Origin of the sequence: Pseudomonas hunanensis, assembly GCF_013393325.1 — a bacterium.
Taxonomy (GTDB): Bacteria; Pseudomonadota; Gammaproteobacteria; order Pseudomonadales; family Pseudomonadaceae; genus Aquipseudomonas; species Aquipseudomonas putida_P.
The window spans coordinates 134618-155829 of the sequence record NZ_QJRC01000074.1; the positions used below are offsets into that span (position 1 = coordinate 134618).

At 65.0% G+C, this 21212-nt stretch carries 6 protein-coding genes; 2 read left to right on the top strand and 4 right to left on the bottom strand.

Features of this window, described 5'->3' with window-relative positions:
- Positions 1-12 precede the first annotated feature (12 nt).
- From DM807_RS07490 to DM807_RS07505, 4 genes are all read right to left on the bottom strand, one after another.
- Positions 13-3357, bottom strand: a complete 3345-nt coding sequence (locus tag DM807_RS07490; RefSeq protein WP_179027217.1) for a non-ribosomal peptide synthetase — start codon at positions 3355-3357, stop codon at positions 13-15.
- 1 nt (position 3358) lies between these two features.
- The gene (locus DM807_RS07495) at positions 3359-11179 is read right to left on the bottom strand and encodes a non-ribosomal peptide synthetase (protein ID WP_179027218.1); all 7821 of its coding nucleotides are present in this window, start codon (positions 11177-11179) and stop codon (positions 3359-3361) included.
- Between the two features lies 1 nt (position 11180).
- Complete coding sequence (locus DM807_RS07500; protein WP_179027219.1) at positions 11181-17648, bottom strand: non-ribosomal peptide synthetase; 6468 nt, start codon at positions 17646-17648, stop codon at positions 11181-11183.
- 183 nt (positions 17649-17831) lie between these two features.
- On the bottom strand, positions 17832-18815 hold the full coding sequence (locus tag DM807_RS07505) for a TauD/TfdA family dioxygenase (RefSeq protein WP_069943261.1): 984 nt from the start codon (positions 18813-18815) through the stop codon (positions 17832-17834).
- A gap of 181 nt (positions 18816-18996) precedes the next feature.
- Here DM807_RS07505 and azu point away from each other — a divergent pair, with 181 nt between their 5' ends.
- Positions 18997-19446, top strand: coding sequence for an azurin (gene azu / locus DM807_RS07510; RefSeq protein WP_012273661.1), 450 nt, complete (start codon positions 18997-18999; stop codon positions 19444-19446).
- A 36-nt stretch (positions 19447-19482) separates the two neighbouring features.
- Positions 19483-21135 carry a cyclic peptide export ABC transporter gene (locus tag DM807_RS07515; protein WP_012273662.1) on the top strand — a complete coding sequence of 551 codons (1653 nt, stop codon included), beginning with the start codon at positions 19483-19485 and terminating at the stop codon, positions 21133-21135.
- Positions 21136-21212 lie beyond the last annotated feature (77 nt).

Sequence of the window (21212 nt, forward strand, 5' to 3'; positions counted from 1 at the left end):
AGTAAAAATCTCCTAAGAAAGCAGCTTTTCAATTTCCTCCGTAGATAGACGTTTCAAGGCCTCCAGGGATTTAGCCAGTTCGTTCTGAACGGGGTCCGCCAGCGGTGCCAGTTGCTCCAACTGCGTGCAGTAGTCGCCAAGCACAGGGTTTTCGAACAGTGCCTTCAGGCTGACCGCCAACCCCGCCTGCTCCTGGACGCGACCGGTCACCTGGGTGGCGATCAGCGAGTGCCCGCCAAGGAAGAAGAAATTGTCGTTCAGGCCAACCCGTTCGATTTTCAGTACATCGGCCCAGATAGCGGCCACCTGCTGCTGCAGCGGCGTACGCGGCGGCACATGGGCCTCTGCGAGCTGGGCAGTGTCCGGGCGCGGCAGCGCCTTGCGGTCCAGCTTGCCGTTGGGCGTGAGTGGCAGTCTGTCCATCAGCACCAGGTGGGAGGGCACCATGTACTCCGGCAAGCTCTTGCGCAGCGCAGCCCGTAGGTTTTCACGCAGCGTCTCCTGTGCGGCCACATCGGCCATCACGCGGGCATCGGTAGGCACGACATAGGCCACCAGGTGTTGCCCCGCCGGCCCGTCGATGGCCATGACCACGGTTTCGCGCACCGCCTCTTGCTGCAGGCGGGTTTCGATCTCACCCAGTTCGATCCGAAAGCCGCGGACCTTCACCTGATGATCCACCCGGCCGACGTACTCCAGCACACCGTCGGGGCGATAGCGGGCAAGGTCACCGGTACGGTAGATACGCCCGCCCTGCTCATCGAAAGGGTTGGGCAAGAACCGCTCAGCACTGAGCCCCGGGCGTTTCAGGTAACCACGGGCCAACCCGGCACCGGCCAGGTACAATTCGCCTACCGCCCCCACCGGCACAGGTTGCAAGCCGCCGCTGAGCACATAGGCTGCACTGTTGTCCAACGGCCGGCCGATATTGGCCTTGCCGCCAGCGGCCCTGAGCGTGCAGGTAGAGTAGGTAGTGTCCTCGGACGGGCCGTAAAGGTCGTACACATCGCTCACATGCTCCAAGCGGTACAAATCGTCGACGATCGACTGCTTTAGCGCTTCGCCGCAAAGGTTGATGATTTTTACCGACGGCGGAATGTTGCCGGTTTCGCACAGCTGCTTGATGGCCGACGGCACGGTATTCACCAGCCGCACCCGGTCCCTGGCCGCCAGGTCAGGCAGTTCAAGGGCGTTGGCAGCCAACACCGCATAGCCACCAGCCGACAAGGTGACGAACAGCTCCCATACCGACAGGTCGAAGCAGATCGAGGTGGAGAAAAGCACACCGCACAGGTCCGCCTGGCTGTATACCGACAGCGACCAGCCGATCAGGGCCGCCACGCTGCGGTGCTCGATTTGCACCCCCTTGGGCTTGCCGGTGGAGCCTGATGTGTAGATGCAATAGATGAGGTTGCGGGCGGTGGTCAAACAGGCCAGGTCAGTATCCGGGTAGCCGTCGAGCGTCAACTGATCGAGCAGCAGCGTACGCGACTGGAACTGCGCAGGCATGCGCGTGATCAGGCTGGTCTCTGACAAAAGCAGGATCGCCTGGCTGTCATCGAGCATGTATTCCAGACGGTCCTGCGGGTATTCCGGGTCCAGCGGCACGTAGGCGCCACCCGCCTTGAGGATAGCCAGCAAGCCCACGACCATCTCCAGGCTGCGCTGCATGGCAATGCCCACCAGCACATCCGGGCCGACACCCTGCTCGCGCAGCTTGTGCCCCAGTTGATTGGCCCGGCGATTGAGTTCGCCATAGCTCAGCGTCTGCTCGCCAAAAATCAGCGCTAGCGCATCTGGGGCTTTCGTCACTTGTGCTTCGAACAGCTGGTGAATACAGCTGTCATCAGGGTAGCTGGCCAGGGTCGCGTTCCAGCCTTCGACGATCTGCTGATACTCATGATCGTCCAGCAGGACAAGGTCGGCGATGCGCTGAGCAGGCTGTTCAATGATGACCGTCAGCAGATTCTGCCAATGCCGGGCGAACGTGCGAGCAGTCGAAGCATCGAACAGGTCGGTGGCGTAGATCAGCGCCGCGCCGATACCCTTGTCATGCTCGTAGGTTTCCAGGGTCAGGTCGAACTTGGCGGTATGGTTGTCCCACGCCACGGCTTGCACTTCCAGCCCCGGCAAGCTGTGCTGCTCGCCCCGGGCCTGGGTCTGATGGTTGTACATCACCTGGAACAGCGGGCTGTGGTTAAGGCTACGCTCTGGCTGCAGGGCCTCTACCAGCTGTTCGAACGGCAGGTCTTGGTGAGCCTGGGCCTCGACGACCCGCTGTTTGACCTGGCCGAGGAACTCGCTGAAAGACATCTGCACATCGAACTCGGCGCGCAGCACCTGGGTGTTGACGAACAACCCCACCAGGCGCTCGGTTTCCACACGGTTGCGGTTGGCCACCGGCACTCCGACGCGGATATCAGATTGCCCCGAATAACGGTGCAACAGGGTCTGGAAGCTGGCCAGCAGCACCATGAATGGCGTCACGCCCTGTTGCTGGGCGAACTGTTTGAGTGCATGTGCTTGCTGCTCGTGCAGGTCGATCGCCAGCCGCTCGCCCTTAAGGCTGCTGACCGTAGGTCGCGGGCGGTCCGTCGGCAATTCCAGCACGGGGTCCTCGCCCCCCAGTTGGGCGGTCCAGTAAGCCAGCTGCCGCTCCTGCTCACCGGCCTCCATCCAGCTGCGTTGCCAGATAGCATAGTCGGCGTACTGGATCGGCAGGGTAGGCAACTGCACGTCGCCCTCCTGGTTGTATGCTGCATACAGGCGCACCAACTCTTCCACCATCACTGGCATGGACCAGCCGTCAGCAATGATGTGGTGCAGCACCAGCACCAGCACATGCTCTTGAGCATTCAATTGCAGCAGTTTCACCCGCAGCAATGGGCCGTTTTCCAGGTCGAAGGTTTGACGGGCCTCACGCTCCACCTGCTCGCGCAGGGCATGTTCGCCGGCACCGTTCAAGTGCTCGTAGGCCACGGTCAATGGCAGGCTCGGGTGAACCACTTGTACCACCTTCTCGCCCTGTTGGCTGAAGGTTGTACGCAGCGCTTCATGCCGGACCAGCAACGTGTCGAAGGCACGCTGCAGAGCGGCCCGGTCCAGCTCGCCCTTGAAGCGCAAGGCCGAAGAGATGTTGTACACCGCGCTGTTCGGGTCGAGCTTCCACAGGAACCACTGTCGCTGCTGGGCGAAGGAAAGCGGCAGTTGCGCAAATTCCCCACGCACCTGCGGGATGGGCAACTGCGCCAGGCTGCTGCCCTTGGAGGCCAGCTTTTCCAGAAACAGCCTGCGCTGCTCGAGTGGCAGCCGAATGAAGCGGTGAACCAGGTCGGTGTTGCGGGTATCGGTGCTCATCTCAAACTGCCTCAAGCTCATTCATGAAGTCGCGGAACTCGTCCAGGTCAGCCGTGCGGTCAGTGCTTGCAGCGCTGACCGCGGCGGCGTAATCGCGTAGGTTGTCGGTCTGGAAAATCAGGGCCAGTGGTGTCTCGGCCCCCAGTTCCATCTGCAGGCGCGCCACCGCTTGTGTGGCCAACAGCGAATGCCCGCCGAGTTGGAAGAAGTTATCGGTCAGCCCAACCCTTTCCAGTTTCAGCACATCCGCCCAGATCGCCGCGATCTGCTGCTCCAGCTGGCTGTGTGGAGCAACGTATTCACGCTGCAGCAAGCTGGCATCCGGCTGCGGCAGGGCCTTGCGGTCCAGCTTGCCGTTCGGCGTCACCGGCAGCTTGCCGAGCAGCAGCAGGTGCGCCGGCACCATGTAGTCCGGCAGGCCAACCTTGAGGGCCTCGCGCAGGCTGTCGCGCAATGCGCTTTGGTCTTGCGTGCTGTCGACAGGCACCACGTAGCCCACCAGTTGCTGGCCGTTCGGCCCGTCCTGGGCCAGCACCACAGCTTCCTGCACGCTCGGCAGCTCCAGCAGGCGCGCTTCGATCTCGCCCAGCTCGATGCGCAGGCCACGGATCTTCACCTGATGGTCGATACGCCCGGCGTAGTCGATCACCCCGTCGGCGCGGTAGCGCGCCAGGTCACCGGTGCGGTACAGACGGCCACCGTTGTCGCTGAACGGGTCCGGCACGAAGCGTTCGGCGGTCAGTGCTGGCCGCTGGTGATAACCACGGGCCAAACCCACGCCGCCCAGGTACAGCTCGCCGGCACTGCCGCGCACGGCGGGTTGCAGGCTGCCTTCGAGGATGTGGGTTTTCAGGTTGTCGATCGGCTGGCCGATCGGCACGCTGATGCTTTCGTCTGGCTGGCAGGTCCAGTGAGTGACGTCGATGGCCGCCTCGGTCGGGCCGTAGAGGTTGTACAGGCCCGCCGCCGTCAGGCGTTGCAAGGTTTGGCGCGCCAGCTCGGCCGGCAGCGCTTCACCGCTGCACACCACGCGCTTGAGGCTAACGCAGCTCTCGACCGCTTCGTGGGTCATGAACGCCTGCAGCATCGACGGCACGAAGTGCAGCGTACTGATGCCATGGTGATTGATGGTTTCCACCAACAATTGCGGGTCGCGATGAGCACCCGGCTGGGCCATGACCAGGCGGGCACCGGTCATCAGCGGCCAGAAGAACTCCCACACCGACACGTCGAAGCTGAACGGGGTCTTCTGCAACACACTGTCGCTGGCATCCAGGCCATAGGTTTTCTGCATCCACCACAGGCGGTTGACCAGCGCCTGATGGCTGTTGCCGGCGCCTTTCGGGCGGCCAGTGGAGCCGGAGGTGTAGATCACGTAGGCCAGGTTCAGCGGCGCCACGTCGAAGTTTAAGTTGGCATCGCTATAGCTGCTCAGGTCCTCGGTATCCAGGTCCAGGCTGCGCAGGCCGGCTGGAATCGGCAGGGTCTCGCGCAGGTGCGACTGGGTCAGCAGCAAGGCAATGCCGCTGTCGTCGAACATGTAGCTCAGGCGGTCCTGCGGGTACTCAGGGTCCAGCGGCACGTAAGCGCCGCCGGCTTTCACGATACCCAGCAGGCCGATGACCATCTCCAGGCTGCGCTGCATGGCGATGCCCACCAGCACATCGGGGCCAACGCCCTGTTCGCGCAGCTTGTGCGCCAGCTGGTTGGCACGGCCATTCAGTTCGGCATAGCTCAGGCTCTGCTCGCCAAACACCAGCGCCGGAGCATCCGGGGTGGCGAACACCTGGGCCTCGATCAGCTGATGAATGCTGCGCTCATCCGGGTACGCGGCCTGGGTATCGTTCCAGCCTTCGACCATTCGTTGTTGTTCCGCTTGGCCCACCATTGGCAGCTCGCCGATAACGGCATCTGGACGCTCGACCAGCGCCTGCAGCAAGTTGGCAAAGTGGCCAGCCAGGCGGCCGATTGTCTCGTCGCTCCACAGCGCACGGTCGTGGCTGTAGTGCATCGACAAGGTGGCGCCCAGTTCCACCACCAGGGTCAGCGGGTAGTTGGTCTGCTCCTGCACCGCTACGTCGCCAAAGCGCAGGCCACCCGGCGCGCCCTGTTGCAACGCTTCGGCCACCGGGTAGTTTTCGAACACCAGGATGCTGTCGAACAGCGCCTCGCCGCCCTGCCCCGCCCAGCGCTGCACGTCGTACAGCGGCGTGTGCTCGAACTCGCGCACGGCCAGGTTGCCGGCCTGCACCAGGCCGATCCACTCAGTCACGCGCTGCTCTGCACGCGGTGTGCCGATCACCGGCAAGGTATTGATGAACAGGCCGATCTGCTCTTCCACGCCTGGCAAGTCTGCCGGTCGCCCGGCCACGGTGGCGCCGAAACACACGCTGGCCTGGCCGGTGCAGCGCTGCAACAGCAGCAGCCACGCAGATTGCACCAGGGTGTTGACCGTGACCCGGTTGGCCCGGGCGAAGGCTTCGATGCGTGTGGTGTGCTCGCGGTCGAAGGCCAGGCGGTAATCGCCGTAGCCGCTGGCGCTGACGCCTGCACTACCGGCGATGGCCTGGGCCAGGCGGGTCGGCTCGTCCAGCGTGGCAAGCTGGGCCTTCCAGAACGCTTCGGCAACGGCTGCGTCCTGGCCTTGCAGCCAGGCAATGTAGTCGCGGTAATGCGTGGCCGGCGCTTGCGGCGCCACACCTGCATAGCGTTGCAGCACTTCACCCAACAGGCGCGAAGTGCTCCAGCCGTCCATGAGGATATGGTGGTTGGTGTAGATCAGGTGGTGGCTGGCATCGCCGGTGCGCACCAGTACCAGACGCAGCAGCGGCGCGGCGGCCAGGTCGAAGCCGCGCTGGCGCTCACCCTCGGCCAGCGTCTGCAGGGCTTGCTCCAGGGCAGGCTGGCCGCGCCAGTCGTGCTCGCTGAAGGGCAGGTCGACGGCTTTGCGTACCACCTGTACGGCCTGCACCAGCTCACCCTGCAGGACAAAACCGCTGCGCAGGATGTCGTGGGCGTCCAGCGTGGCCTGCCAGGCTTGCTGAAAGCGTTGCACATCCAGCCCCTGCACTTCCACGCGCAGTTGGTTGATGTAATTGCCGGCCTGCTGGTCGTAAAGGGTGTGGAACAGCATGCCCTGCTGCATGGGCGACAGCGGGTAAACATCGGCGATCTGCGCTGCCGCCAGCGGCAGGTTGTCCAGTTGCGCCTGGGTCAACGCGGCCAGCGGGAAGTCCGACGGGGTCACCCCCTGGTGGCGGGTATCGCAGCAGTGCTCGACCAGCTCGACCAGGGCCAGTTCATAGGCGTTAGCCAAGCCTTCGATGGTTTCCGGGTGGTGCACGTCGGCGCTGTAGGTCCATTCCAGGAACAGCTCGCCGCCATACACCTGACCAGTGATGCTCAGCCAGTTGCCTAGCTGCGCGCCTGCACATTGAGTGCGGCCCGCACTTTCGCCGCTTGGGGTGAACAGTGCGCCAGCCTCACCTGCAAAGCTGGCATCGAACTGGCCCAGGTAGTTGAAGGTGACACGGGCCTGGGCGGCGCGTTGCAGTTGCCCACGCACGTGGGCATCGCCGAGGTAGCGCAGCAGGCCGTAGCCAATGCCTTTGTCCGGTACGGCGCGCAGTTGCTCCTTGATGGCCTTGATCGACTGGCCAAGGTCCACGCCCGGCGTGAGGCGCACCGGGAACAGGCTGGTGAACCAGCCCACGGTGCGGCTTAGGTCGAGGTCGTCGAACAGGTCTTCGCGGCCATGGCCTTCGAGCTGGACCAACACATTGTCTTGCGTGCTCCACTGGCACAGCGTGCGCGCCAGTGCGGTCAGCAGCAGGTCGTTGATCTGCGTGCGGTAGGCTGCCGGAGCCTGCTTCAGCAGCTTGGCAGTGCGCTCGGCATCCAACCGTGTAGCGGCGGTGCGGGCGTGGCTATTGTCCAGGCTGCCCTGTGGGTTATCGCGTGGCAATTCAGCATTGTTGTCGGCCAGCGCTTGCAACCAGTAGTCGCACTGGGCTTGCAGCGTAGGGCTGCCGGCGTGGGCGACCAGGCGTTCGGCCCAGGTTTGTACTGCAGCGGTCTTGGCGGGCAGGTTTACGGCCTGGCCGTTCAGCAATTGCTTGTAGGCTTCTTGCAGGTCTTCCAGCAGCACCCGCCACGACACGCCGTCGACCACAAGATGGTGAACCACCAGCAGCAAACGCTGCTGGCCATCGGCGAAATCGAACAGTTCGGCACGCAGCAATGGCCCCTGTTCCAGGTTCAGGCTGGCTTGTACCTCGTTGCCGGCAGCATCCAGCTCGCCTAGCGCAGCCAACTGGCGCTGGTGCAGCAACGGTGCGCTGCCCAACGGCTGGAAGCGTGCCCGCCACTGGCCATCGCCACGGGTGAAGCGCAAACGCAGGGCATCATGCTGCTCGACCACCGCACGCAAGGCGGCCTCCAGCTGTTGCAACTGTACCGGGCTGGCGGGTTTGAGCAGTACCGACTGGTTCCAGTGCGCCGGTTGCGCCACATCCATCTCGAAGAACCGCGCCTGGGCCGGCAGCAGGGCTACCTCGCCGCTGAGGGCCGTGTCCACGAGCGCCGCCGCTGGCTGCTTGGCCTCGATACGCTTGGCCACCTGCGCCAGTTGGGCGATGGTCTGTTGTTCGAACAACTGCTTGGGGGTGATCTTGATGCCCTGGCGTTTGGCCCGGGCAATGATCTGCAGGCTGAGGATCGAGTCGCCGCCCAGCTCGAAGAAGTTGTCGCTGCTGCCGACCCGCTCCAGCTTGAGCACATCGGCCCATACGGCGGCCAGCTTCTCTTCGATTTCACCTTGCGGCGCCACGAAGCCTCGGCTGACAGCGCCCGGTGCCGGCAGTGCGCGCTTGTCGAGCTTGCCGTTGGCGGTCAGTGGCAGGCGTTCGAGCAGCAGCATCTGTGCCGGCACCATGTACTCAGGCAAGCGTGCTTGCAACTGTGCCAGCAGTTGCTGCTCGGTGACGCCAGCCTCGGCGACCACATAAGCCACCAGTTGCAGGCGCTCGGCATCACTGTCCAGCGGCAGGGCCAGCACCACGGCCTCATGGACTGCGGGCAAGCCCGCCAGTAGGCGAGCCACTTCGCCCGGCTCCACGCGGTAGCCACGAATCTTCACCTGGTCGTCGGCACGGCCAACGAACTCGATCAGGCCATCGGCAGTCAGACGCGCACGGTCGCCGGTGCGGTACACGCGGGCACCGTCCTCGGTGGGCACGAAGCGTTCGGCCGTCAGCCCAGGCTGGCCGAGATAACCCTGGGCTACGCCCTGCCCGCCCAGGTACAACTCGCCGGGCACATGCGCCGCCAGCGGGTTGAGATAGCCATCCAGCACCTGCGCGCTAGCGTTGCCCAGTGGGCGACCGACCGGCACCGTGCGGCAGCCTGGCACGGGCTGGCCGGGCTCGAAGGTGAGCACGCCAACCGTGGTTTCGGTCGGGCCATAGTGGTTGATCACCCGGCAACCAGGGCGCAACTCGCGGATCTTTTCCAACAGGCCCCAACTGCATGCTTCGCCGCCAAGGATCAGCGCTTCGCCAGGCAGCACATCGGCAGCGCGGGCTGCTTGCAGCAAGCCTTGCAGGTGGCTCGGCACCAGTTTCAGCACGCCAACCTGGTGCTGCGCCATGTAACTGGCGAAACCATCCGGGTCGAAAGCCAATTCCTGTGGCAGCAAGTGCAGCAGGCGGCCCGAGGCCAAGGCGCCGAACAGCACGGTATGGCCAAGGTCGGCCGCCGTGGTGGAGACCATTGCCATGCTTGCCTCTGCCGGCAATTGCAGGCGCTCCAGCACCGCCTGGGTATAACTGGCCAGCGCCCCATGGCTGATCACCACGCCTTTCGGCTGCCCGGTCGAGCCCGAGGTGTAGATGAGGTAAGCCGGCTGTTCGGGGGCGACTGCCACGTCGAGCGGGCTGTCGCTGCAGGTTGCCCAGGCGCTGTGGTCGCAGGCAATCACCTGCAGGCCATCCAGGCCCACGAAACGCGAATCACCTGGCTCGTGCAGCAGCACTGTGGCAGCACTGTCGGCAAGCAGTTGCTGCAGGCGCTCCTGCGGTTGCTGGGTGTCCAGTGGCAGGTAGGCCGCACCGGTCTTGAGCACCGCAAGCAAGGCGCTGACCCATTCGATGGAGCGCGGCAGGCACAAGGCAACGACGCTGCCTGCGCCAACACCGCGCTGGCGCAGGTAATTGGCCAGGCGGTTGGACCCTGCCTCCAGCCCGGCCTGGGTCATGAACCGGTCACCAGCACGCACGCCGCCGCGCGCCTGGCCTTGAACCATTGCCTGGCGCCACAGCCCCAGGAAGTCGCCCTGTGGATAGGCCTGTCCGGCCATTGGCAACACTACTGGTACTTCCGGGCAATCGACGATCGCCTGCTGCGGGTCGCGGACCAGTGCCTCCAGTACCTGTCGCAGCGAAACCGCCATGCGCTCGATGGTGGCCTGCTCGAACAGGTCGGTGGCGAAGGTAAAGTAGCCTTCGATACCGTCGGCCTTGTCGGCGAAGTCGAAGGCCAAGTCGAAGCGAGCATCGCCGCCGTCACGGGCAAAGCCTTCCACCTCCAGCGCGCCCAGGCGCTGACGCCCCGCCTCACTGGTGGCCACATGCTGGTTGATCTTGAACTGGAACAGCGGGTTGTGGGCCAGGTTGCGCTCAGGCAACAAGGCGTCGACCAGGTGCTCGAACGGCAACTCCTGGTGCGACTGGGCGCCGCCGATCACCTCTTTCACCTGTTCCAGCAGTGCGGTGAAAGTGGCGCGCTCGTCCACCTGCACGCGCAGCACCTGGGTGTTGATGAAAAAGCCGATCAGGCCTTCCAGTTCCTTGCGGTTACGCCCGGCATTCGGTGCACCGATACGGATGTCGGCCTGGCCGCTGTAGCGCGACAGCACCACCGCCATGGCCGCCAGTACCAGCACGAACAGCGTGTGGCCGCCCTTGCGTGCCAGGCTGCGCAGGGCCTCGGCCCGTTCGCCCGCAATATCCACGCGCACCACCGCACCGCGCTGGCTTGGCGTGGCCGGGCGTTCGAAGTCCAGTGGCAGGCTCAGCACCGGCTGCTCGTCACCCAACTGCGCTTGCCAGTAGGCCAGCTGGCGCTGTGCTTCACCGGCTTCAAGCCAGGCGCGCTGCCAGATGGCGTAGTCGGCGTACTGGATCGGCAAAGCCGGCAAATCGGCCTGCCGCCCCTCGGCCAGGGCGGTGTACAGCTGGATGAACTCCTGCACCAGCACATCGCTGGACCAACCGTCGGAGATGATGTGATGCATGCTCAGCGCCAGTACGTGCTCCTGGTCCGCCACACGCAGCAAGGTCACCCGCAGCAGCGGCCCGCTCAGCAGGTCGAACGGCTGCGTGAGGGCCGCGTCCACGGCCACGCTCAGCGATGCTGCGTCGGGCTCGCCGTCGAACATCACCAGCTCCAGGGGCAGCGGGCACGGGTCGAGGATTTCCTGGTGGAATTCACCCTCCACGGAGGCGAAGCGCGTGCGCAGCGATTCGTGGCGCTGCACCAGGGCGTCCAGCGCCTGTTGCAGCACCGCCTGGTCCAGTGCGCCTTTCAAGCGTACGGCAATGGGCACGTTGTAGGCCGGGCTGTCGGGCTCCAGTTGCCAGAGGAACAACAGGCGCTGCTGGGCGTACGACAGCGGGATGCGCGCCAGGCCCTGGCGTGCCGGCACGATGGGCAGCAGGCGGAAGCTCTGCCCGCTGGCCTGCATCTTGTCCAGGATCTGCTGGCGTTGCTCCACGGGGAGGCCGACGAAACGTTGGGCGATGCGTTGTGCTGCAGTGAGTTCCATGTCAGGCCTCTGTGAATGCGTTCATCATTTTTTCGATATCGCTCAGGCCATCGTCGGTCAGCGACAGGGCCTGTTCATCCAGCGCCAGGGCGAAGGCGCGCAACTCGGGGTGGGTGAAGATCAGCCGCAGTGGGATGTCCAGCCCCAGCTCGACGTTGATCCGCGACACTGCCTGGGCGGCCAGCAAGGAGTGGCCGCCCAGCTCGAAGAAGTTGTCGTTCAAGCCGACCCTGGCGACGCTCAGCAATTGCGCCCAGATATTGGCCAACTGCTGTTGCCGCTCGGTCTGCGGCGCCTCGTAGTCATGCTGCGGCTGGCTCGGGTCAGGCAGCGGCAGGGCCTTGCGGTCGAGCTTGCCGCTTGGGGTCAGCGGCATGCTCGGCAGGGTCACCAGATAAGACGGAATCATGTAGTCCGGCAGGCTGGCCTTGAGGTAGTGCTTCAAGGCCAGGCGCAGGTCGCCGTCATGGCCTTCAACCGGCACGGCATAGGCGCACAGCTGCTTGCCCGCAGGCAGGTCGATGGCCAGTACAGTGGCTTCGCGCACGTCCGGGTGCGCGCGCAGGTACTGCTCGATCTCGCCCAGTTCGATGCGAAAGCCGCGCACTTTCACCTGGTGATCGGCCCGGCCGCGATAGGCCAGCTGGCCGTTTTCGTCATAGCAACCCAGGTCACCGGTGCGGTACAGGCGGCCGCCGCCAACCGGGTCGAACGGGTCAGGGATGAAGCGCTCGGCAGTCAGCGATGGCCGCTGGTGGTAACCGCGTGCCAGGCAACCTGCCCCGCCGATGAACAGCTCGCCTGGCACCCCCACCGGGGTTGGCGCCAGGCCATCGTCAAGGGCATGCAGGCTGCGGCCTGGTATGGCACGGCCAATGGGTACGCCACCCTGGCTGATCTGCTGCGGGGTCATCTGCGAGCAGTCATAGGTGGTGGCGACCACGGTGGCTTCGGTCGGGCCATAGGTGTTCAACAGGCGCACTGCGGTTGGGCCATCGGCCAGCCAGGCACGCAGGGCGTCTTCTGGCACCGCCTCGCCACCGACGTGAATCTGCTTCAGCCGGCCATAGGCTTCCGGTGCGCGGCGCTCCAGTGCCAGTAAACGCCAGTAGGCGGCTGGCAGGTCGGCTACGGTGACATCGTGGCGGTTGATTTCATCCAGCAGAGTCGCGGTGTCCCACAGCCGCAGATCGCGCAGCACGACGCAAGCGCCTTGGGCCAGCGGCGGGAAGAACTGCTCGATGAAGCCGTCGAAACTGAAGGTGGCGAACTGCAACACGCGGTCATTCGGGCTCAGCCGCGAATAGTCACCAGCCACTTGGCAGAACACCGACAAGGCATGGTGATCGATGGCCACGCCCTTGGGCATGCCGGTGGAGCCGGAGGTATAGATCACATAGGCCAGGTTCTCCGGCGCGGCCAGGTTGGCCAGCGGCTCGGCAGGCCAGGCACTCAGCCAGTCATTACCCGGCTCCAGCACCACGCAGGGCAGCGGTGTGCTCAACTGCAGGCGTTCACGCGAAGGCACGTCGGCCAGCAACAAACCGATGTCGCTGTCCTCGACCATGTAGGCCAGGCGCTCCTGCGGGTAGTCCGGGTCCAGCGGCACATAAGCGCCACCCGCCTTGTGGATGGCAACCAGCGCCAGGGCCATGCCCAGGCCGCGCTCGACAGCCACGCCGACCAGACGGTCCGGGCCCACGCCCAGCGCCCGCAAACGATGCGCCAGCTGGTTGCTGCAGCGGTCGAGCTCGGCGTAGGTCATTTGCTGGTCGTCGAAGATCAACGCCACAGCGTCTGGTCGCAGACTTGCCTGGCGCTCCAGCAACTGGTGTGCGCACAGGCCGCTACAGGCCTGCGGCGCCGGGTTCCAGCCATGGGTCAGTTGCTGGTGTTCGGCACTGCCTAGCAAGCCCAGCTCGCCAATGCAGCGCTGCGGCTCGGCGCAGATAGCTTCCAGCAACGCCTGCCAATGACCGGCCATGCGTTCGATGCGTGCGGCGTCGAACAGGTCGGTGGAGTAGTTGAACGAGGCCGTCACCCCATCGGAACGTTCCAGCGTGTTGAGCGAGATGTCGTACTGCGCACCGGGCTCCAGCAGGTCCACTTCCTTGACCTGCAAGCCGTGCAGGGCATCGCTGGATACCTGCTCACCCAGGTCGCGCAAGTGGTTGTACAGCACCTGGAAGAACGGGTTCACACCCTGGTCGCGGTCCGGGTACAGCGCCTCGGCCACTTCAAGGAACGGCACATCTTTGTTGGCCTGAGCCTGCAAGGTGGTTTCCTTGATCGCCGCCAGCAGTTGCGGGAACGGCTGGCTGCCATCGACGCCGATGCGGGCTACCACCACGTTGATGAAGAAGCCGATCAGCCCCTCCAGCTCCAGGCGGTTGCGGTTGGTGACGGGTACCCCGATGTTCAACGTGTCCTTGCGGCTGTAACGCGACAGTACGATGGCATAGGCCGCCAGGAATACATGGAACAGCGTGGCGTTGGACGCCACTGCCAGGGCCCGCAGGCGCTCGGTCAGGGCCAGCGGCAGGCGCACGTCGAAGCGGCTGCCCTGGTAGCTCTTGACCTGCGGGCGAATGCGGTCGGCGGGCAGTTCGAGCACTTCGAAGTCGTCTTCCAGGCGGGCCTTCCAGTAATCGATCTGCGCCTGCATCTGCCCTTCGGCCAGCCACTTGCGCTGCCACGCGGCGAAGTCGGCGTACTGCACCGGCAAGGGTTCGATGGCCTGCTGCCGGCCTGTGGCCGCCGCGTTGTAGACGGCAGCGAACTCGCGCACCAGCAGGCTCATCGACCAGCCATCGGAGACGATGTGATGCAGGGTCAGCGACAACAGGTGCTCTTGCGCATTCACCTTGAACAGACGGGCACGCAGCAGAGGCCCATGCTCCAGGTCGAACGGGACAAAGGCTTCGGCTTCCAGCTTGCGCAGCTGCGCCGCGTGGTCCTGGCCGCTGAGGTCTTCGAAGCCGATCGGCACCGTGGCGGCTGGCAGGATGCGCTGCCACGGCAAGCCGTCGGCTTCGACGAACACCGTGCGCAGTGACTCGTGGCGGGCCACCAGTGCATCCAGTGCGGCCTGCACCGCCGAACGATCGAGGTTGCCCTGCATGCGCACGGCCATCGGCGTGTTGTAGGCCAGGCTTTGTGGGTTGAGCTTCCAGAACAACCACTGGCGGTTCTGCGAACGGGACACCGGCAGCGGCTGCTGGCGGTCGAGGATTTCGATGTCCAGGCCCGTGCCCTGCTCGCCCTCCGCCACCGCCTGGGCGAAGGCCAGCAGGTCGACGGTGTCGAACAGGGTGCGCAGCGGGATATCTACGCCCAACTGCTTGCGCACGCGAGATACGGCCTGGGTTGCAAGCAGCGAATGGCCACCGAGGGCAAAGAAGTTGTCGGTCAGGCCAACCTGCGGCACTTGCAGGACTTCGGCCCAGATCGTTGCCAACTGCACTTGCAGCGGGCTCTCTGGTGCCTGGTAGGCCTGCAGGGTGGCGACCGGCTCGGGCAGCGCCTTGACGTCGACCTTGCCGTTGGCGGTGACCGGCAGGTGCTCCAGCACCATCAAGTGGGTCGGCACCATATGTTCGGGCAGCCGGCTTTTGAGGGTGGCGCGGGTCGAATCCTGCCAGGCCTGGCAGTCGGCAGGCATTTCACTGGGCACCAGCCAGGCAGCCAGTTGCAATTGCGGCGCCTGGCCCTGCACGCGGACCAGGGCATTGGCCACACCGTCCAGTGCGCGCAGCTGGTTTTCGATTTCGGCCAGCTCGACACGGTAGCCACGAATCTTCACCTGGCCATCCATACGCCCGGCAAATTGCAGGTCGTTGCCCTGGCGTACCCAGTCACCGCTGCGGTACAGGCGCTGGCCGTGGCTGCCGTGCGGGTCGGGCACGAAGCGCTCAGCAGTGAGCGACGGGCGGTTCAGGTAGCCACGGGCAAGGCCTGCACCGCCTATGTACAGCTCGCCCTTGGCCTTGGCCGGCAGTGGCTGCAGGCAGCGGTCAAGCACTGCCACGCGGGTGTTGGCCAACGGCTGGCCGAGGCTGCTTTGTTCGCTCAGTTCGGCAACCAGCACGCCGACGGTGGTTTCGGTCGGGCCGTAGTGGTTGAACACCTTGAGCGCCGGGGCCAGTTGGCGGATCTTGCCCAGCAGGCCTGGGCTGATGGCCTCGCCACCCAATACCAGGCACTGGCTCGGCAGCGCCGCGCGGCCAGCCACCAGCATGGCCTCCAGGTGTGAAGGCACGATCTTCAGGGCATCCACCTGGTGTTCGGCCAGGTACGCGGCGAAACCTTCGGCATCCAGCACCTGTTCGCGCAGCAACAGGTGCAAGGTGTGGCCGCCGCACAGTGCGCCGAACAGCATGGTGTGGCCAAGGTCGGCAGCCGGGGTCGAGACCTGGGCCATGCTGCGGATTCGCTCGACAGGCAGGCGTGCGCTCATGCCATCGACATAGTTGGCCAGGGCGCCGTGGCTGATCGCCACGCCCTTGGGCTGGCCGGTGGTGCCAGAGGTGTAGATCACATAGGCCAGGTTTGCCGCAGCCGGCGCGGTGCGTGCGACGCTGCCGTTGCCCGCTTGCGCCCAGTCAAGGTGCTGCACAGCCGCGGGCAACTCGGCCTGCCAGTTACCGGGGGCCAGCACCCGGCGGGTGCCGCTGTCGGTCAGCATGTAGGCGAGGCGCTCAGCCGGCTGCTCGGGCTCCAGCGGCAGGTAGGCGCCCCCCGCCTTGAGTACCCCCAGAATGCTGGCGAGCATGCCGACGCTGCGGTCGGCCAGTACGCCAACCAGTGTGTCTGGCCCTACCCCGGCTTTGACCAGGCGGCTGGCAATGGCCTCGGCGCGGGCATCGAGTTCGGCGAAGCTCGCCTGTTCGCCCGCAGCCACTACCGCGATGCGCTCGGGGTGACGACTGGCGGCTGCAGCAAAGCGTTGCTGCACACTGGGCGACTCGGCGGCCTGCGCGGGGGCGCCCAGGGTTGCGGCCAGGCCCGGCAATGCCAGCTCGCCTACAGCACCAGCCGTTTCGGCAGCCAGCGCCTGCACCAGCGCCAGCCACTGCTCGCCAAGGGCTTCGATGGTGGCCGCCTCGAATACATCCGTCGCGTAGGTGAACGCGGCATGCAACTGCCCGGCGCGTTCGTGGGTGTCCAACGCCAGGTCGAAGCGTGCGCTGTGCTTTTCCAGGGCAATGGGCGCCAGGCTCAGGCCGGAGCGAGTCTCGATGGCCTGCACATCCGCCACCTGCGCTTGGTGGTTGAACAGCACACGAAAGAGCGGGCTTTCGTTGCTGCGCGGCAGGTCCAGGGCTTCGACCAACTGCTCGAAGGGCAAGTCCTGGTGGCTTTGTGCACCCACGGCGGTTTCGCGCACGCGCTGCAGCAGGCCGGCGATATCCAGCAGCGGGTCGATCTCGGTGTGCAGCACCTGGGTGTTGATGAAGCAGCCAATCAGCCCTTGGCCTTCTGCACGGTTGCGGTTGGCGATGGGCACGCCGACGCGGATCGCGGCCTGACCGCTGTAGCGCTGCAACAGCAGCTTGAAGGCAGCCAGCAACACCATGAACAGGGTGACGTTGTGCTTGCGCGCCACACCGCGCAGGCGCTCGGCAACGTCTGCGGCGACGGGGAATTCGTGGCGCGCGCCCCGGTAGCTGGGCCGGCCTTGGCGGGCACGATCCAGTGGCAGCTCCAGCGGCGAATGGTCCTCGCCCAGGCGGGCCTGCCAGTAGGCCAGCTGGCGCTCCTGCTCGCCAGCCTCCAGCCAGCTGCGTTGCCACAGGGCGAAGTCGCGATACTGGATTGGCAGCGCGTCGAGTGTGGCCTCGGTGCCGGCCACGGCGGCCTCGTACAGGTGCAGGAATTCATCGATCAGCACGTTCATCGACCAGCCGTCGGCGACGATGTGGTGCAGGGTCAGCAGCAGTACATGCTCCTGTGCGGCCAGTTGCAGCAGGCGTACGCGCAGCAATGGGCCACTGGCCAGGTCGAACGGGGCCAGAGCTTCGGCTTCGGCGATGCGTTCGACCGCGGCCTGGCGGGCGGTTTCGTCCAAGCTGGCCAAGGCGTCCTGGCGCAGCTGCAACGGAGCAGCCACGGCGTCTACTTGCTGGCGCACGTCATCGCCGTCGGCGACAAACCGAGTGCGCAGGGTTTCGTGGCGCGCCACCAGGGCATCGAAAGCCTGCTGTAGAGCGGCCAGGTCAAGTGGACCATGCAGGCGCACGGCCATCGGCAGGTTGTACGCTGCGCCCTGCGGGTCGAGCTGCCAGAGGAACCACATGCGCCGCTGGGCATACGACAGCTGGTCGCGCTCGGCCACCTCCACCCCGTGCGCGATCGGCAGCACGGAAAAATCCATGCCCTCGCCCTGCAGCGCCTTGAGGAACAGGCGGCGCTTGTCGGGGCTGAGTTCGATGAAGCGGCGGGCGAGCTTGAGCGTTTGATCAGCATTCATGTCGAGCGGTGTCCTGGCAGTCGAGCGGTAACTGTCAGACGAAGGCATGGGGGGCTGATTTAGGGGGGGATTGAAGCAGGGCCACCAGGGGCCCGCCGTTGGGAATTTGGCGCCTGTGAGATCGAGCGCCGCGCGGGCGGCGCTCGATCTCACAGGCGCTGCACCTCCCACGACAAACACCTATCAGCCCAACACCTCGCTGTGCCCCTCGGCCATCGCCACCACCACCTTGCGCTTACCGGTAAACGGCGAGCGGGCGTGGGCCGCGAGCATGTTGTCGAGCATCAGCACATCGTTTGTCAGCCAGGGGAAGCTGATGGTGCATTCATCCAGCACCCCGCGCACTTCATCGAGCAACGAATCCTCGATGGTCGTACCGTCGCCGTAATACACGTTACGTGGCAGGTCCTCTTCCTCGACAATGTCCATCAGCGATTCACGCACCTCTGGCTGCAGGTTCGACACATGGAACAGGTGGGCCTGGTTGAACCACACGTCATCCCCGGTTACCGGATGGCGCGCCACCACCTGGCAGCGCTGGCGCGTGCGCAGCTCGCCGTCGTCCTTCCAGATGCACTCGATGGCATGCGCCCGGCAGTACGCCTCGACCTGGCGCGGGTCTTCGGTGTTGAACACCTGCGACCACTCCACATCCAGGCCGTTGCCGTAGTTGCGCACGTACATCAGCCCTTTCTCCTCCAAGCGCTGGCGAATGCGCGCCGGCATGCGTCGGTACACCTCGCGGCTATCGGCAATTGGCGTTTCGCCGCCGGTCTCGGCGGGGATGACGCTGTAGAACCAGATCTTCATCGGCCATTCCAGGGTGTAGGCCTGCTCGTTGTGCAGGGGAATGCTCTGGTGCGCCGGGTATTCGGTTGAGGTGTACACGCCTTTGGTCACGTTGCTGCGGGGGGTAGAACCGAACTCGTAGTTGAGCAGTGGGTGACCGAAGGAGGCGGCAAACTGGCGGAAGGCTTCGGCGCCACCCACCTCGAAGCCGCGGAACAGGATGCCGCCAGCCTGCAGCAGGTGCCGATCCACCAGCGGCTGCAATTCGGCAAAAGCCTCCAGCAGGTCGATCCCCGGCTCTGGTGCGCGCACCAGCAGCGGCAGGTTGCCGCGCGCAGCGTCCAGCGGTTCGATGGCAAAGCTCAGCAGTTCACTCATGTACGGTCACCTCAAGCCAGGGCCGCGTTGGCGGCGAAATCGGGTTGTGCGCCATCACGGCGCCTGACTAGGTGAACGAGCGGGCCCGCGGGAAATTCACCAGGGCAGCACTCACAGGTAAAGCCAGCGCGTGCCGGTTCGTCTGAACGATGTGCACCCTTTTATCGCCCAGGAACCGTACATGACTCGCCAGCTTCTGCTCCTAGCCCTGCTCGCCACGGCCCCTGCCGCCTGGTCGGCGGAGCCATGCGCCATGGAAATCCACGGCACCGACCAGATGACCTTCGACAAGGCCGCCATCAGCGTGCCCAAAACCTGCACCACGTTCACCGTTACCCTCACCCACCCAGGCGACATGCCCAAGAACGTGATGGGCCACAACTGGGTATTGAGCACCCAGGCCGACATGCAGGGCGTACTGGATGACGGCCTGAAGGCCGGCGAGGCACAGGACTACGTCAAGCCTGGCGACACACGGGTGATCGCTCATACCCGCCTGATCGGTGGTGGCGAGAAGGACAGCGTCACCCTCGATACCAAGGCGCTGAAAGCCGGTACCGACTACAGCTTCTACTGCTCGTTCCCGTTCCACAGCACCCTGATGAAGGGCACCCTGACCCTTGGTAGCTGACCCCGCCCCCCACTTTCACCAGCGAGATCACGCTTCATGAAAACCTCCTCCCCCGGGGCCATCCGCGAACTGCTGGGCCTGCTCAAACCTTACCGCCCGGCGGTCATCGTCTCGGTGCTGCTGGGCATGGTCGGCGGCCTGGCCGTCACTGCGTTGCTGGCCACCGTCAACCAGGGCCTGCACGCTGAAGGCGGCATGAGCCAGGGTGTGATCCTGGCCTTTGCCGGCCTCTGTGTATTGGCCCTGGTCAGTAGCGTGGCGGCCGACAGCGGCACCAACTACGTCGGCCAGAAGGTCATTGCCCGGTTGCGCAAGGACCTGGGCGCCAAGGTGCTGTCGGCACCGATCGAGCAGATCGAGCGCTACCGCACCCACCGCCTGATCCCTGTGCTGACCCGCGACGTCGACACCATCAGCGACTTTGCCTTCGCCTTTGCACCGCTGGCCATTTCGCTCACCACGGTAACCGGTTGCATGGCCTACCTGGCGTGGCTGTCATGGCCGATCTTCCTCATCACCCTGGCAGCCATCGGCATCGGCAGCGGCATCCAGTACGTGGCACGGCAAAAAGGCGTGGCTGGCTTCAACGCCGCCCGCGATGCCGAAGACAACCTGCAGAAGCACTATTCGGCCATTGCCGAAGGGGCCAAGGAGCTGCGCATCGACCGCCGTCGCCGCCATGCCATGCTGACGCGCAACATCCAGGGCACCGCCGACTTCATCGCCAACACTCACATCCGCGCCATCAACATCTTCGTGGCGGCCAAGAGCCTGGGGTCGATGCTGTTCTTCGTGGTCATCGGCCTGACCCTGGCCCTGCAATCGCTGTGGCCGAGCAATGACCCAGCGGTGATGAGCGGTTTCGTGCTGGTGCTGCTGTACATGAAAGGCCCGCTGGAAACGCTGATCGGCAACCTGCCGATCCTCGGCCGCGCCCAGGTGGCGTTCCGCCGTATAGCCGACCTGTCCGAACGCTTCTCCTCGCCCGAACCGCACCTGCTGCTGGAGCCGCCGGTCAAGCGCGAAACCCCGGCTACCGCGCACCTGGAGCTGCACAACGTCGAATACGCGTACCCACCCGTGGACGGCAACGAGCCGTTTCGCGTTGGGCCTGTGAACCTGAGCATCGAACCGGGCGAAATCCTGTTCATCGTCGGGGAAAACGGCTGCGGCAAGACTTCGCTGATCAAGCTGCTACTGGGCCTGTACGCCCCACAACGCGGTGAAGTGCGCCTGAACGGCAAGGCCGTCGGCCCGGAGGCGCTGGACGACTATCGCCAGCTGTTCACCACCGTGTTCGCCGATTACTACCTGTTCGAAGACCTGCCCGAGCACGAGCACAGCCTGCCCAGCGATGCCACGCGTTACCTGGAACGGCTGGAAATTGCCCACAAGGTCAGCGTACGCGATGGCGCCTTCACCACCACCGACTTGTCGACCGGGCAACGCAAGCGCCTGGCGCTGGTCAATGCCTGGCTGGATGGGCGGCCGGTACTGGTGTTCGATGAGTGGGCGGCGGACCAGGACCCAACCTTCCGCCGGGTGTTCTACACCGAGCTGTTGCCGGACCTGAAGCGTTTGGGCAAGACCATCATCGTGATCTCGCATGATGACCGGTACTTCGATACGGCGGACAAGGTGGTGCACCTGAGCCGTGGGAAGGTGGTCGAGGCATTGGAGCCGGCTTGAGTGACCGAGGGGCGCTATGCGCCCCATCACCTTTACGCTCCCTATAATCGATCTATAGTCGACCTATAATTGCCTAT

Excerpts from the sequence above, each read along its gene's own strand:
- DM807_RS07500 (WP_179027219.1), bottom strand. The coding sequence starts at position 17,648 with ATGAATGCTGATCAAACGCTCAAGCTCGCCCGCCGCTTCATCGAACTC.
- DM807_RS07515 (WP_012273662.1), top strand. The coding sequence starts at position 19,483 with ATGAAAACCTCCTCCCCCGGGGCCATCCGCGAACTGCTGGGCCTGCTC.
- DM807_RS07495 (WP_179027218.1), bottom strand. The coding sequence starts at position 11,179 with ATGGAACTCACTGCAGCACAACGCATCGCCCAACGTTTCGTCGGCCTC.
- azu (WP_012273661.1), top strand. The coding sequence starts at position 18,997 with ATGACTCGCCAGCTTCTGCTCCTAGCCCTGCTCGCCACGGCCCCTGCC.
- DM807_RS07490 (WP_179027217.1), bottom strand. The coding sequence starts at position 3,357 with ATGAGCACCGATACCCGCAACACCGACCTGGTTCACCGCTTCATTCGG.
- DM807_RS07505 (WP_069943261.1), bottom strand. The coding sequence starts at position 18,815 with ATGAGTGAACTGCTGAGCTTTGCCATCGAACCGCTGGACGCTGCGCGC.